Origin of the sequence: Caballeronia sp. INML2, from assembly GCF_023631365.1 — a bacterium.
Classification (GTDB): domain Bacteria; phylum Pseudomonadota; class Gammaproteobacteria; order Burkholderiales; family Burkholderiaceae; genus Caballeronia; species Caballeronia turbans.
Map to the genome: position 1 here is coordinate 104,456 of NZ_JALQDH010000047.1, position 14,354 is coordinate 118,809.

The window sequence follows — 14,354 nt, forward strand, 5'->3', positions numbered from 1 at the left end:
TCGGGATGCTGTGATGTCAGTGTTGGCCGCTGCCGTCTTCATGCTGCCCGGGGCCCTTGCGCGCGGCGCGGCGCGCGAGGCGCGCATGGATGCCCGCGAAGACGAGCGGCACGAAAAAGAGTGTGGAAACCGTTGCGAAGAGCAGCCCGCCGATCACGGCGCGGCCGAGCGGCGCGTTCTGCTCCGCGCCTTCGCCGAGACCGAGCGCCATCGGAATCATGCCGATGATCATCGCGAAGGCGGTCATCAGCACGGGGCGTATGCGGCTCGCGCCCGCTTCCAGCGCGGCGGTGAGCGCCGGCATGCCGGCGTTCAGACGCTGACGCGCGAACGAGACCATCAGAATGCTGTTCGCGGTCGCGACGCCCATCGTCATGATCGCGCCGGTGAGCGCCGGCACGCTCAGATGCGTGCCGGTGAGGAAGAGCATCCAGACGATGCCCGCGAGCGCGGCGGGCAACGCACTCACGATGATGAGCGGATCGATCCACGACTGGAAGTTCACGACGATCAGCAGATACACGAGCACGATCGCCATCGCGACGCCCAGCCCGAGACCGAAGAACGACGTGCGCATCGTCTCGACCTGGCCGCGCACGACGATCTGGCTGCCGCGCGGAAGCGTCTTGCGCGCTTCATCGACGAGAGAATTTACCTGGCGCGCGACGCCGCCGAGATCGCGCCCTTCGACGCTCACGAAGAGATCGATCACGGGCCGGATGTTGTAGTGCGTGACCACCGCGAACTGATTCTCCGGCGAGATGCGCACGAGATTGCCGAGCAGTTGCGTCGGGCCGTTGATCGATGCGGACACGGGCGTGCGCAGCAGCTCGTCGATCGACGAGACCTGATACTGGGGCGTCTGCACCGCGAGGTTGTACTCGACGCCATTGCGTGGATTGAACCAGAAGCCGGGCGCCGTCTGCGAGCTTCCCGACAGCGAGACGAGCACGTTCTGCGCGACGTTGCTTGCGGAGAGATTCAGTTGTTGCAGGCGCGTGCGATCCATCTGCAGGTTGATCGCGGGTTCGTCGAGCTTCTGCTGGATGTGCGTGTCGACATTGCCGGGAATCATGCGGACCTGCTTCATCAGCTTGCTTGCGACTTCGAAGTTCGCTTGAGCGTTCTGCCCTTGAATCTGCACGTCGATGGCGGCGGGCAGACCGAAGTTCAGGATCTGCGTCACGATGTCCGCCGGCTGAAAGAAGAACTCGACGCCGGGAAAGCGGCGCGGCAGGAGCGCGCGCAGTTGGTCGATGTATTTCTGCGTCGGCGCGTGATCGGGATTGAGCGCGACCTGGATTTCGCCGTCGAGCGTGCCGATGGTTCCCGCATTGCTGTACGAGAGATTGATGCCGCTATAAGGCAGGCCGAGGTTATCGAGTATCGTGGCGAGTTCGTCCTGGGGCACGATCTGGCGCACGACCTTTTCGACTTCGTCCGCGAGGCGCGCGGTTTCCTCGATGCGCGTGCCGGTCGGCGCGCGCATGTGCATGCGGATATCGCCCGCATCGACGCTCGGGAAGAAGTCCTCGCCGAGCACGAACACGAGCGCCGTCGAGAGCAGGCAAAAGCCGAGAAAGAGCGTGGCGAACAGGCGCCTTTTCACGAGCAGCGTCGACAGAATGACGATGTACGCGCCGCGCATGCGCTCGAAGCCGCGGTCGAAACGACGATGCATGCGCATGAAAAGATTCGGCTTCGCTTTCGCATCGGGCGCGTGGGCGTGTCCCATCAAAAGCATTGCCAGCGTCGGAACCAGCGTGCGCGACAGGATGTACGACGCGATCATCGCGAACACGACGGCTTCCGCGAGCGGCACGAACAGGAACTTGGCGACGCCGGTGAGAAAGAACATCGGCACGAACACGATGCAGATGCACAGCGTCGAAACGAGCGCGGGCACCGCGATTTCACCCGCGCCTTCGAGAATCGCGTCGTGCAGATTCGTGCCCAGATGCAGATGGCGTTCGATGTTCTCGATGGTCACCGTCGCGTCGTCGACGAGAATGCCGACGGCGAGCGCGAGGCCGCCGAGCGTCATGATGTTGATGGTCTGCCCGAGCGCATGCAGCACGATCAGCGACGAAAGAATCGAGAGCGGGATCGAGATCGCGATGATGCAGGTGCTGCGCCAGTTGCCGAGAAAGAGCAGGATCATCGCGGCGGTAAGCGCGGCGGCGATCAGCGCCTCGCGCACCACGCCCTGCACGGCGGCCTTCACGAATACGGACTGATCGAAGAGCGCGCTGATCTTCAGATCCGGCGGCAACGATGCGCGCGCTTGCGGCAAGAGGTCTTGCAGCGTGTTGACGATGGACAGCGTCGACGCGTTGCCGTTTTTCAGCACCGAGATCAGCACGCCGCGATGCCCGTCCTGCCGCACGATATTGGTTTGCGGCGAGAAGCCGTCGCGCACGTGCGCGACTTCGCGCAGATAAGTCGTCGCGCCGTTGAGGGTGCGCACGGGAATGTCGTTCAGGCCCGCGACGGTCGCGGGGGAACCGTTCATGTTGATCGTGTATTCCCTCGGGCCGATCTTCGCGGTGCCGGTCGGCAGGATCAGATTCTGCGCGTTGACGGCCTGCACGACATCGGTCGGCGTCAGGCCCTTGGCGAGCAGTGCGCGCGTGTCGAGATCGACGGAGATGAGACGCGTCTTGCCGCCATACGGATAAGGCACGGCCGCGCCGGGAATCGTCACGAGTTGCGGGCGCAGGAAATTGAGCGCGGTGTCGTTCAGATCCTGCTCGGACTGCTTCGGGCTGGAAAGGCCGAGCTGGATCACCGGAATGCTCGACGCCGAATAGCTGATGACGAGCGGCGGCGTCGCGCCCGGCGGCATCTGCTTCAATTGCGCCTGCTCGACGGCGACGGTCTGGGCGATCGCGGTCTGGATGTTCGCCGTCGGTTGCAGAAAGAGCTTGATGATCGCGATGCCGGGCAGCGATTGCGACTCGATATGCTCGATGTTGTTCACGGTGGTCGTGAGACTGCGCTCGTTGACCGACGCGATGCGATTGGCCATGTCCTGGGAGGACAGACCCGTGTAGTTCCAGATGATGCTGACGACGGGAATATCGATTTCGGGGAGCACGTCCACCGGCGTCGTCACGAGGACGAAGGGCGTCGCCAGCAGAATCATGATGGCCATCACGATGAACGTGTAGGGCCGTTTAAGCGCAACGTTGACTATCCACATTGAGTCGTTCGGAAGATGCTGGGGAAGGGCGCTGCGAAAGAGGCAAGTGCGGCGAGCGAGGCGTGCGGTTCGCCATGCGTGTCGCTATGGTAGTGGCCGGGTGCCAACGACAATATGACTTGAATATGGCGCGTCTGTCAGATTAGGCGAATTGAAAGCAAGCTTGCGAAAGCGCGCGGAAGGGTCGGGCGCCTGCTTGAAAATGATGGGAATAGCGGGGGCTGAGCGCAGGTAACGCTCTATGTCGCGTAGCGAGACGGCGCGGGATCATTCGCGGTCGATGGAAGCCGCGCGTGTCTCTTCTTGATGGGAATGACCGTCCGCTTACTGCGGCGTCTGTCCGAGCGGTGTCGTCGACATCGTGCGTCCTGAAGACGAGCTACCCTCCGTGGATGCGCCATAAGCGCCAAGCGAGCCGACCTTCGCTTCCGCTGCCTGGATGTCGGCCGGATAGAAGGCGTCGCGTTCGGACGGGTTATAGCCGGCTTGCTCGACGCGTTGCAGATCCTCTTTGACCTGTGCGCGTGTCAGGCCGTCGGACTGTGCGAGCGCGGCAAGCGGTGCGGCAGCGAGCGCGACGATGGCGATGCGTGTGACCAGTTTCATGGCGTACTCCTCATGCGAGTGAAGGATGAACGCGGCGTGCGGTTGCGCGATGTGCAGCGTCGGCACGCTTACCACAGCCACCACTGGATTCTATGTGCGTCACGGTGACGACATGCTGGCGAACGAATGGCGTTTTCGTCAGATTGGAGCGCACGCTGCACACGTCTGTGATTGCGTGCAGCCGATGATAGACTCGCCCGCGTGAGGCGGTTTGTAAGCCACTTAGAAGCACATCGTTCGCAGCTTGTCCGCGTACGTGATGTTGTCCCCAATATCGCATCAGGAACCGATAAATTGCCTTTCAATCTGCCGACCACCGCCACCGCGCCGTTTTGTCCATCGGAAGTCAAAGGCTCGGTGGCCGTTTCGCCGGGCGCGCCGCTCTGGAAGAAGCTCTTGCAATTCGCGGGGCCGGGCTTGCTCATCTCCATCGGCTATATGGACCCGGGCAACTGGGCGACGGATATCGAAGCCGGATCGCGTTACGGCTATAGCCTGCTCTTCGTGGTCATGCTGTCGAGCATCGCGGCGATGGTGCTGCAATGTCTCTCGATGCGGCTCGGCATCGTCACGGGAAAAGATCTTGCACAGTTGTCACGCGAGCGCTATGCGAAACCAGTCGCGAATGCGCAATGGATGCTGGCGGAGTTGTCGATCATCGCGTGCGATCTCGCGGAGGTGCTGGGCGGCGCGCTCGCGTTTCATCTGCTGTTCGGGGTTTCGCTGATATGGGGCGTGGTGCTCACCGCGTTCGATACGCTCATCGTGCTCGGCCTGAAGGGCAAGAACTTTCGCGATCTCGAAGCGATCATGCTCGGGCTCATTGCAACGATCGGCGTGGGTTATGTCGTCGAGCTCGTGCTCGTCAAGCCGCACTGGCCATCGGTCGCTGCGGGGCTCGTGCCTTCGATTCACGCGTTGAGCGAGCGCGAGCCGCTCTATCTCGCGATTGGGATTCTCGGTGCGACCGTGATGCCGCATAACCTGTATCTGCATTCGTCGATCGTGCAGACGCGCGTCGTGAATCGCGATGCGAAGAGCCTTGCTTCGGCGATCACGCTGTCGCGGCTCGACACCATCGTGTCGCTCATGCTTGCGCTGCTCATCAATGCGGCGATCCTGATACTCGCGGCATCGGCGTTTCATGCGACCGGGCATATACAAGTCACGGAAATCGAGGATGCGTACAAGTTGCTCGCACCGATCGTCGGAACGGGGCTTGCCGCGATTCTCTTCGCGGTGACGCTGTTTGCTTCGGGACAAAGCTCCACGTTCACCGGGACCATCGCGGGGCAGGTGATCATGGAAGGGTTCCTGCGCCTGAAGATTCCTTGCTATCAGCGAAGGTTCATCACGCGTGCGCTCGCACTTGTGCCGGCGTTGATCGGCGTCTATGTGATGGGCAACGGGGCAGTCGGGAAGCTGCTCGTCGCGAGTCAGGTCGTGCTCAGCCTGCAGTTGCCGTTCGCGCTCTATCCGCTCATCAGGATGACGAGCGATCGAAGCCTGATGGGGACGTTCGCGAACAAGCCGCATATGAAGCTCGTCGCGTGGCTGCTGTTTGCCGTGATCAGTGCGGCGAATCTCTGGCTGGTCGTGCAGACGGCTGCGGAGTGGATCGGCTGAACGAAAAAGCGCCATGCACTCGTCGAGTACATGGCGCTTTGACCGAAGCCTTATTTCACGATCACCGCCGGCGCATTCGACCTCGCTGCCACTGCCGCCGGAATCGCCGCATCGACAGGGCGCGTTTCATCCACCGTAGTGCGTCCGCCATCGCGGAAGAACGCCTGCTCGGCCGCCTTGTTCAGAACGAGAATACTGATGCGCCGATTCGTAGGCTCATCGACGACATCCTTGTTGAGCGGCAGCACGTCGGCCAGCCCGCGCACCTGCAATACCTTGCTTTCCTTCATGCCCCCCGCAACGAGCGCGCGCCTTGCGGCATTGGCGCGCTCGCTCGACAGCTCCCAGTTCGAATAACCGGCCTGACCGCCCGAATAGGCGACCGCATCCGTATGCCCCGCGATCGACACGCGGTTATCGACATCATTCAGCGACGCGCCGATGTTGGTCAGAATCGTCGTCACATAGCCTTCGAGCTTCGAGCTGCCGGAAGCGAACATCGGCCGCTTGAGCGAATCGACGATCTCGATGCGCAATCCCTCGCTCGTGATGGCGATGCGAATCTGATCCTTGAACGCGCGCAACGCGGGCATCTGCTCGATGAGCGCCATCAGCTTCTGCTTGAGCTGCTGCAGCTTCTGCAGGTCGTCCTTCGCGACGGCCGCGCGTGCGATCGATTGCGGCACGGGCTGCGGCTGACTCTTGTTGCCTTCGCCCGGACGCGAGCTCGACAGATCCTTGCCGCCGCCCGTGATGACGCTCGTATGCGCCGAGGCGCCGCCATCGTTGCCGAACAACGCGGAGAGCGGCGTATTGAAGTACTGCTCGATGCCTTCCTTGTCGTACTTCGAGGTCGAGCCGAGCAGCCACATCAGCAGAAAGAACGCCATCATCGCGGTGACGAAGTCGGCGTAGGCGATTTTCCACGCGCCGCCATGATGCCCGTGGCCGTGCGCCTTCTTCTTGCGCTTCACGACGACGGTAGGCGCGAGCACCGATTGCAGCGGATCGCGTGATGGTTTCTCAGCCATGATGTCTATGCCGTGACGTTACGAAGCCGACTTCGGCATCTTGGTTGCGCGCACCGCGTCGTCGAGTTCCTTGAAGCTCGGACGGTCGGCGGTGAAGAGCACCTTGCGGCCGAACTCGACAGCTATCGTCGGCGCATAGCCGTTCATCGATGCGAGCAGCACGGACTTCACGCACTGGAACGGCTTCGCTTCAGCCGCGCCCTTGGCGTTGAGCAGATCCGCGAGCGGGCCGATGAAGCCATAGGCCAGCAGAATGCCGAGGAACGTGCCGACGAGCGCGCCCGCGATCATCTCGCCGAGCACCGCGGGCGCGGCGCCGACCGAGCCCATCGTGTGCACGACGCCCATCACCGCCGCGACGATGCCGAACGCAGGCAGGCCGTCCGCCATCTTCTGGATAGCATTGGCCGCGACCGAGCTTTCCGTGTGATGCGTTTCCAGCTCCTCGTCCATCAGATCCTGCATTTCGAGCGCGTTGACGTTGCCCGCCGACATCATGCGCAGATAGTCGACGATGAAGTCGAGAAGATGATGATCGGCCATCACGTGCTCATACTTCTGAAAGAGCGGGCTGGACTCGGGCGCGTCGACATCGGCTTCGAGCGCCATCATTCCTTCCTTGCGCGCCTTTTGGAGCAGCTCGTAAAGCAGCGCGATCAGGGCGAGGTATTTCTCCTTGGTGTATCCGCCGCCCTTGAAGGCCTTCGGGATGGCTTGCAGGGTCTTCTTGAGCGTGGCCGTCGGATTCGATACGACGAACGCGCCGATGGCCGCGCCGAAAATACACAGCAGCTCGAACGGTTGCACGAGGGCGGCGAGGTGACCGCCCACGCCGATAAAACTCCCGATCACCGAGCCGATGACCAGGACCCATCCGATGATGACAAACATGATTTCTCCGCAGATGTCCGGCGCCGCGGGCCGTGCGTGCCCGGATCGAGGCGCGCACGGCTCGCGACGCATTGTTCGCTTGTTGAGGAGCTTATCGGCTTTTATTAGCAAGACATTAAGGGGAGGCGCGCAATTTCTTCTGCGCAAATGTTTGCGCAGTAAAACTTGCGCTCGTTCGTCTGCGGACAGAAACCGAACATCGCGATTACGCCGCAGGTAATGGATTCGATGCACGCGCTTCGTCTAACATCGGCGACATGAACTCGACCCTCGCACGCGCCGACGTCCAATCGAGCGTCGGCACACTGTTGCGCGAATGGCGGCAGCGCCGACGCATGAGCCAGCTCGATCTCGCGGGCGTCGCCGATGTGTCCACGCGCCATCTGAGCTTCGTCGAATCGGGCCGCTCGCTGCCGAGCCGCGAAATGCTCATGCGCCTCGCCGAGCGACTGGACGTGCCGCTGCGCGCGCGCAACACGCTGCTCGTCGCGGCCGGTTATGCGCCGTTGTATCGCGAGCGCGCGCTGGCCGATCCGCAACTCGCCGCCGCGCGGCGCGCGGTCGATCTCGTGTTGAAGGGGCACGAGCCGTATCCGGCGCTCGCCGTCGATCGTCACTGGACGATGGTCGCGGCCAACGCGGCTTTCGCACCGCTCGTCGCATCGGCGCATGCGCAACGGCTCGCGCCGCCGGTGAACGTGCTTCGCCTGTCGATGCATCCGCAAGGCCTTGCCGATGTCATCGACAACTGGCACGAGTGGCGTGCGCATCTGCTCGCCCGGTTGCGCCGGCAGATCGACGTCTCGGGCGATGCGACGCTTGCCGCGCTCTTCGCGGAACTCGAGGCGTATCCCGCGCCTGCCCATGCCGGGCACGCGGCGCGGGCGGAAACCGACCCGGTCGTCGTGCCGTTGCGCATGCGTACGCAATACGGCGTGCTGTCGTTCTTCAGCACGACGACGGTCTTCGGCACGCCGGTCGATATCACGCTGTCCGAGTTGGCGATCGAGGCATTCTTTCCCGCCGACGACGCCACCGCCGCCGTCCTTCGAAAACTCGATGATGCAAGACGCTGAACTTGCGCCGCCGTCCGCATGCTTACAGAATTGAACCTAGTGAACGTGCGCGGATCAATGAAAAGGCAGGCTGCGCGCCGCACGGTGCGCAGCCTGTGTCAGCTTTTGTCCAACCAACGCGGAAGGCAGCGATGATTCAAACATTCGAGCAGGTAATCGGCGGGCAAAAGATGCAGTTCTGCGCGAGCATCGCGGAAGGCGGCGGACCGGCGCGCGTCATCATCAGCCGCGCGGATTCGGCGGAGTCGCTCGTGATCGTCGAAGCTGAAGGCATCATCGGCGCGATCAAGGCGGAAGTCGAAGCGCCCGATACGCTCGTCGCCGATGCCGTGCGCAAGGCGCAGCAGGAAGCGCTGATCGAGCGCGCGCTGGAAACCGGCACCGTGCAGACGACGAGCCTGTAGCGTTTCAGCCCAGTCCACAGAAGAATGCCCGCGCGGCTTTTGCGGCCGCGCGGGCATTGCTTCGTGTGCGCGCCCATTGGCTGTTGAGCGGCTCACATGCGCGGCTCGCCGTTCTTCGGATCGGCGGGCACCATCGGCGTGGCGGAATCGGGTCCATCGGGCATGTCCGGGTCGTCGGGGTTCGGCGGGGCGTCCGGGTCGAGCAGCTTGTCCGGGTCCGGTTCGAGCGGCTCTTCGGGGGAGCGAGGCATCGTCGACATGGTGATCTCCTGAATCTTCCTTCGAGTGATGGATCGGCGCGCGCTCTCGGTTTTTCAGCGTGCTTCGGCCGAAGTTCGCAACGGACGTACCTGCCGCCGCCCGTCCTCATTCCGCCTCTTCGGGAAGCGCACCGCACGCGGGTGTCGCGGCTTCCCGTTTCGCGCTCGCCGGATTGTTCACATGACGCGCGATCAGCGCCGCGCCCAGCAGGAGCGCCACGGAAATCCACGCCGACGAGCGCACCGCATCGACGATATGTTGCGCGTTCGCCGCGCCGTCGCCGTGCGCCGCGAGCGCGCCGAACGCCGCGACGCCGATCGAGCCCGCCGCCTGCCGCGCCGTGTTGAGGACCGCCGACGCCGTGCCGGCGCGCTCGTGGCCGACGGTGCCGAGCAACGCGGTCGTCATCGCCGGGACCGCGAGGCCCATGCCGGACGGAATCAGCAGGAACGGCACGAAGAGCGCGGCCGTGGGCGTCGTCGCATCGACGAAGGCGAGCGCGGCGAAGCCCGCGGCGTCCAGAAGCGCGCCGCCGATCATCGGACCGCGCGAGCCGAAGCGCGCGACCACGGGGCCGCTCGCCAGGTTCGAGATCAGGAAGCCGCCCGTCAGCGGTAGGAACGCGAGACCGGTTTGCAAGGGCGTGTGCCCGAGCACGCGCTGCAAGTACAGGCTCAAAACGAACACCATTCCATAATAGGTAAGATTCACGCCGATACCGAAGACGACGGCCGCGCTGAACGTGCGCTCGGCGAAGAGCGAGAGCGGCAGCATCGGCGCGCGGCTTCTGCGTTCGACCGCGATGAACCCGCCGCCCGCCGCCAGGGCGAGCACGAGTCCGCCGGTCACGAGCGGATGCGCCGCGCCGAGCGGACGCAGTTCGATCACCGCGCCGACGAGCGCCGCAAGCGCGACGATCGCGAGCGCCTGGCCGGGCAGATCGACGCCGCGCGCATGCCAGGCATCTTTCGCGCGCGTCTTCCCGACCCACGCGAGCGTCGCCGCAATGCCCGCCGCGCAGATCGGCAGATTGACCCAGAAGATGCTGCGCCAGCCGAACGCCGCGATCAGCACGCCGCCGACGATCGGGCCCGCCGCGATCGACACCGCGCCCGCCGCCGTCCACAAGCCGACCGCACGCGCGCGCAAGCGCCGGTCATGGCCGCATGCCGCGTTCAGGAGCGCGAGCGAGTTCGGCAGCATGCCCGCCGCGCCGATGCCTTGCAGGGCGCGCGCGGCGATCAGCTCCGTCGCATCGCGCGAAAAGGCGCACGCGAGCGACGCAAGCGCAAAGAGCGCGAGGCCGCCGAGGAACATGCGCCGCGCGCCGAAGCGGTCGCCGAGCGAGCCCGCGGAGAGCATGAGCGCGGCAAAGGCGAGCGCGTAGCTGTCGACGGTCCATTGCAGGCTCGCGACACTCGCGCGCAGATCGTGTCCGATGCTCGCGAGCGCGACATTGACGATCGAGACATCGAGCTGAGAGACGACGAAGGCGACGCTGGTCGCCGTGACGACGAGGATCTGTCGCGCGGACAGATGCGTGCCGGATGAGGAAGGGTTCGCGTTCATGCCGTCTATCGTAGGCGCGTCGCGCGTTCGATGTTTCGGCCTCGCCTGAAACGTGAAAGTCGAATGAAAATGGCGCGCCGGGAGAGCGGCGCGCCATTTTTTGCAGCGATGTCAACGCTGAATCAGCGGGCTTCCTTGAAGAAGAGCGTCGTCAGCGCGCCGAGCGCGCACAGTGCGCCGACGTAGAGCGCGGGCGCCATCGGGCTCGATTTCATCATCAGCGAGACGACGATCGGCGTGAGTCCGCCGAACACCGCGTACGCGACGTTGTACGAGAACGAGATGCCCGAGAAGCGCACGGCGGGCGGGAAGGCCTTCACCATCACGAACGGAATCGCGCCGATCACGCCGACGAAAAAGCCCGTGAGCGCGTACCACGGCAGCAGCACGGAGGCATCGACGGCGACCTGCCGGAACATCAGCCAGTACGACACCGCGAGCGCCACGCCGCCGATGAAGATCGTCTTGCCCGCGCCGATGCGGCCCGCGATCGCGCCCGCGATCACGCAGCCGATCGTGAGGCAGAGCGTCGCCGCGCAGTTCGCGACGAGCACCGTCGCCGGCGCGATGTGGAATTGCTTCTGCAGCAAGGTGGGCGTCATCAAAATAACGACGACGATCGCCGCCGAGAGCATCCACGTGAGCAGCATCGAAACGATCACCGCGCGGCCGTGGTCGCGCAGCACCGCCTTGAGCGGAATCTCCGCCGCGAGCGACTTGCGCTTCTGCAACTCGGCGAACACCGGCGTTTCATGCAGCCAGCGGCGCAGATAGACGGAGCACAGGCCGAACAGGCCGCCGAGCAGGAACGGCAGACGCCATGCGAAATCGGCGACTTCGGCAGGCGCGAACGACTTGTTGATCGCCGTGGCGATCAGCGAGCCGAGCAGGATCCCGGCCGTCAGACCGGCCGTAAGCGTGCCGCACGCATAGCCGATATGGCGGCCCGGCACGTGCTCGGAGACGAACACCCACGCGCCCGGCACTTCGCCGCCGACCGCCGCGCCCTGCATCACGCGAAACAGGAGCAGCAGCACGGGCGCCATCAGGCCGATCGACGCGTACGTCGGCAACAGGCCCATCAGGAGCGTCGGCACGGACATCAGCAGCACGGAAAGCGTGAACATGCGCTTGCGGCCGAGCAGATCGCCGAAGTGCGCCATGACGATCCCGCCGAGCGGACGCGCGAGATAACCGGCCGCAAAGATGCCGAAAGTCTGCAACTGACGCAGCCAGTCGGGAATCGACGGCGGAAAGAACAGTTGGCCGATGACCGGCGCGAAGAACACAAAAATGATGAAGTCGTAGAACTCGAGCGCGCCGCCGAGCGCGGCCAGCGTGAGCGTCTTGTAGTCGCCGCGCGTGAGCGCACGGCCGGCCGCGCGAGGGGCGTCGGACAGAGGTGTTGCCTGCATCGGAAAAAGGGACCCGTGAGTGAAAAAGCCACGCATGACGCGCGGTAGGACGAGGCTTCGCCCTGCGGGAGTGACAAACGCGCCGGGTGGACGCGAAGCGAAGGCCGGGGCACGGAACGGCAACGATCCGGGCCGGGCGTCAGCGGGCGCGGAGTCGAAAGCCGCCGCCCGTCATCCGCGCTGCGCGACGCGACGGACAGCCGCGGCGCAGCTTGCTACGCGACGTCTCGGTAAAACGGCGGAAGCGGGAACTTTTGAGCCAGACGCGGCATGTTACAGGATGAAAGCCGGCGAAAAAGGGAAAAGCCGTTCTATTTTCGAGACGGTTGCGCGCACGAGACGAACGGCGACCGAAACGCTGCACAGTCACATGCGTTGACAATTCGGATGAGTCCGATGGGAAAGGGTCGTCCCGCTGCCCAGAATGCGCAGCTTGATTATCCCCGTCTCATCCCGCGACGAGACGCCCGGCGGTCGCCTGCAGTACGGCATCCGCCCCATGTCCCTTGGACTCATCAGGTAAGACACCATGCGCGTCGCCGTTTTGCAAACCGACCCAAGTTATCGAAATCTCATCAGCGATGTCGTCAAACGACTCGGCCATACGTGCGTGACGTTTGGCGACGGCCTCGTGCTGTCGAAAGCGCTGTCCCGCTCGACGGTCGATCTGCTGATTCTCGACTGGAATTCCACGGGCCTCTGCGGGCTCGACCTGCTGAAATCCGTGCGCTCGAGCTTCGGCGAGCGCGTGCCGGTCATGTTCGCGACGCCCGACGGCGCCGAGCACAACGTGGTCTGCGCACTGACCGCAGGCGCGGACGATTACATCGTTTATCCCATCCGGCCGGGCGAGTTCGGTGCGCGCGTCGAAGCGCTGTTGCGCCGTGCGTATCCCGCGACATCGACCGCGTGCCTCGAAGTCGGCCCGTACCGCTTCGACGCCCGCCAGCAAATCGTGACCGTGCGCGGCAAGCCGGTGCAACTGAGCGGCACGCAATTCCGCCTGGCGCAGCTTTTCTTCTCGAATATCGGCCGCGTGCTGTCGCGCGATCATATTTTCGCGATGGTCTGGGGCCGCGAATTCCGCGAAACCACGCGTACCATCGACAGCCACGTTTCGCGCCTGCGCCTCGCGCTCGAAATCGAGCCGGTCAACAACTTCCGTTTGCAGCCGGTGTACAAGAGCGGCTATCGCCTGCTGCATCTCTACGATGAAGGCGAAGATTCGCGCGGCGGCCTGGTCGGTCCCGCCGCTGCGCAGATCGCGGCCTGAAGTCGCCGTCCAAAAAATAATGCCGTCGCGAGGACGGCATTTTCGTTTTTGCTTCGCCTCAAACTGCCGGCAGCGCGGGGCGCGTCTCGACGCCGCGCCGAATCAATGCCTCGATTTCCTTGCGCTCCTCGCCCGCGAGCGGCAGACGCGGGGGGCGCACCGGCTCCGTGCCCAATCCGACGATCGCCTCGGCCAGCTTGATGTTCTGCACGAGCTTGTGCGATACATCGAGCGCGAGCAGCGGCGCGAACCAGCGATAGATCGCGCGCGCTTCCTCGAACCGTCCGGCGCGAATCAGCTTGTAGATCGCCACCGTCTCGCGCGGGAACGCGCACACGAGGCCTGCGACCCAGCCGTGCGCGCCCATCAGCATCGCTTCCATCGCGAGATTATCGACGCCGCAGAAAAGCGCATAACGATCACCCGTTTCGTTGATGAGATCCGTGATTCGGCGCACGTCGCCGCTCGATTCCTTGATCGCCGCAAACTTTTTGTCTTCGGCGAGCTCGGCGAACATCTTCGGGGTGACATCGACACCGTACGCGAGCGGATTGTTGTAGACCATGAGCGGCAACGGGCTCGCGTCGGCGACCATGCGGAAATGATTGAGCGTCTCGCGCCGGTCTGACAGATAGCGCAAGCCCGGCAGCACCATGTAGCCGGCCGCGCCGTGGCGCGCAGCGCGCTCGGCCTGGCGGCAGCCGTCGAGCGTGCTGTTTTCCGCGATCGTCAGCAGCACCGGCACGCGGCCGCGCGCGGCGTCCACGGCGATGTCGAGCACGTCGAGCTTTTCGTCGAGCGATAAGGTCGATGCTTCGCCGAGCGATCCGCACACGATGATGCCGTCCACGCCGGCTTCGATCTGCGCGTCGACATTTTTCGCGGTCAACGCGCGGTCTATGCTGAAATCGGCGTTGAACTTGGTGGTCACGGCGGGCATCACGCCTTCCCAGATATGCGTCACGGCAGCGCTCCGAAAGTGATTGAACGGTACGCAGTG

At 64.1% G+C, this 14,354-nt stretch carries 12 protein-coding genes; 4 read left to right on the top strand and 8 right to left on the bottom strand.

Annotated features, from left to right (window positions below; all coding sequences use genetic code 11):
• Positions 1-16 precede the first annotated feature (16 nt).
• Positions 17-3,202, bottom strand: coding sequence for an efflux RND transporter permease subunit (locus NCT32_RS16475; protein ID WP_061115954.1), 3,186 nt, complete (start codon positions 3,200-3,202; stop codon positions 17-19).
• Positions 3,203-3,526: 324 nt separating this feature from the next.
• Positions 3,527-3,808: a DUF4148 domain-containing protein gene (locus NCT32_RS16480; protein WP_061116110.1), complete on the bottom strand. Its 282-nt coding sequence runs from the start codon at positions 3,806-3,808 to the stop codon at positions 3,527-3,529.
• A 294-nt stretch (positions 3,809-4,102) separates the two neighbouring features.
• Here NCT32_RS16480 and NCT32_RS16485 point away from each other — a divergent pair, with 294 nt between their 5' ends.
• On the top strand, positions 4,103-5,434 hold the full coding sequence (locus NCT32_RS16485; RefSeq protein WP_250490443.1) for an Nramp family divalent metal transporter: 1,332 nt from the start codon (positions 4,103-4,105) through the stop codon (positions 5,432-5,434).
• A 50-nt stretch (positions 5,435-5,484) separates the two neighbouring features.
• On the opposite strand, the gene motB is transcribed toward NCT32_RS16485, so the two are convergent.
• Together motB and motA are read right to left on the bottom strand one after the other, a co-directional pair.
• A complete protein-coding gene (gene motB, locus NCT32_RS16490; protein WP_061115952.1) occupies positions 5,485-6,465 on the bottom strand; it encodes a flagellar motor protein MotB in 981 nt (326 codons plus the stop codon).
• 18 nt (positions 6,466-6,483) lie between these two features.
• On the bottom strand, positions 6,484-7,356 hold the full coding sequence (gene motA, locus NCT32_RS16495) for a flagellar motor stator protein MotA (RefSeq protein ID WP_061115951.1): 873 nt from the start codon (positions 7,354-7,356) through the stop codon (positions 6,484-6,486).
• Positions 7,357-7,613: 257 nt separating this feature from the next.
• On the opposite strand from motA, the gene NCT32_RS16500 reads away from it, so the two are divergent.
• Positions 7,614-8,432 (top strand): helix-turn-helix domain-containing protein, encoded by an 819-nt coding sequence (locus tag NCT32_RS16500; RefSeq protein WP_250477354.1) that lies wholly within the window; start codon positions 7,614-7,616, stop codon positions 8,430-8,432.
• A 131-nt stretch (positions 8,433-8,563) separates the two neighbouring features.
• Complete coding sequence (locus NCT32_RS16505; RefSeq protein WP_061115950.1) at positions 8,564-8,836, top strand: hypothetical protein; 273 nt, start codon at positions 8,564-8,566, stop codon at positions 8,834-8,836.
• Positions 8,837-8,928: 92 nt separating this feature from the next.
• Here NCT32_RS16505 and NCT32_RS16510 read toward each other — a convergent pair whose 3' ends face one another.
• The 3 genes from NCT32_RS16510 to NCT32_RS16520 form a co-directional block, all read right to left on the bottom strand.
• Positions 8,929-9,096, bottom strand: a complete 168-nt coding sequence (locus NCT32_RS16510; protein WP_156903131.1) for a hypothetical protein — start codon at positions 9,094-9,096, stop codon at positions 8,929-8,931.
• A 106-nt stretch (positions 9,097-9,202) separates the two neighbouring features.
• On the bottom strand, positions 9,203-10,666 hold the full coding sequence (locus tag NCT32_RS16515; protein WP_061115949.1) for an MFS transporter: 1,464 nt from the start codon (positions 10,664-10,666) through the stop codon (positions 9,203-9,205).
• A gap of 122 nt (positions 10,667-10,788) precedes the next feature.
• Positions 10,789-12,081 carry an MFS transporter gene (locus tag NCT32_RS16520; RefSeq protein ID WP_061115948.1) on the bottom strand — a complete coding sequence of 431 codons (1,293 nt, stop codon included), beginning with the start codon at positions 12,079-12,081 and terminating at the stop codon, positions 10,789-10,791.
• 529 nt (positions 12,082-12,610) lie between these two features.
• Here NCT32_RS16520 and NCT32_RS16525 point away from each other — a divergent pair.
• The gene (locus NCT32_RS16525) at positions 12,611-13,354 is read left to right on the top strand and encodes a response regulator transcription factor (RefSeq protein ID WP_061115947.1); all 744 of its coding nucleotides are present in this window, start codon (positions 12,611-12,613) and stop codon (positions 13,352-13,354) included.
• A 58-nt stretch (positions 13,355-13,412) separates the two neighbouring features.
• On the opposite strand, the gene NCT32_RS16530 is transcribed toward NCT32_RS16525, so the two are convergent.
• On the bottom strand, positions 13,413-14,318 hold the full coding sequence (locus NCT32_RS16530) for a dihydrodipicolinate synthase family protein (protein WP_061115946.1): 906 nt from the start codon (positions 14,316-14,318) through the stop codon (positions 13,413-13,415).
• Positions 14,319-14,354 lie beyond the last annotated feature (36 nt).

Coding starts and splice junctions, on each gene's coding strand:
- NCT32_RS16475 (WP_061115954.1), bottom strand. CDS start 3,202: ATGTGGATAGTCAACGTTGCGCTTAAACGGCCCTACACGTTCATCGTG.
- NCT32_RS16480 (WP_061116110.1), bottom strand. CDS start 3,808: ATGAAACTGGTCACACGCATCGCCATCGTCGCGCTCGCTGCCGCACCG.
- motB (WP_061115952.1), bottom strand. CDS start 6,465: ATGGCTGAGAAACCATCACGCGATCCGCTGCAATCGGTGCTCGCGCCT.
- motA (WP_061115951.1), bottom strand. CDS start 7,356: ATGTTTGTCATCATCGGATGGGTCCTGGTCATCGGCTCGGTGATCGGG.
- NCT32_RS16500 (WP_250477354.1), top strand. CDS start 7,614: ATGAACTCGACCCTCGCACGCGCCGACGTCCAATCGAGCGTCGGCACA.
- NCT32_RS16505 (WP_061115950.1), top strand. CDS start 8,564: ATGATTCAAACATTCGAGCAGGTAATCGGCGGGCAAAAGATGCAGTTC.
- NCT32_RS16510 (WP_156903131.1), bottom strand. CDS start 9,096: ATGTCGACGATGCCTCGCTCCCCCGAAGAGCCGCTCGAACCGGACCCG.
- NCT32_RS16515 (WP_061115949.1), bottom strand. CDS start 10,666: ATGAACGCGAACCCTTCCTCATCCGGCACGCATCTGTCCGCGCGACAG.
- NCT32_RS16520 (WP_061115948.1), bottom strand. CDS start 12,081: ATGCAGGCAACACCTCTGTCCGACGCCCCTCGCGCGGCCGGCCGTGCG.
- NCT32_RS16525 (WP_061115947.1), top strand. CDS start 12,611: ATGCGCGTCGCCGTTTTGCAAACCGACCCAAGTTATCGAAATCTCATC.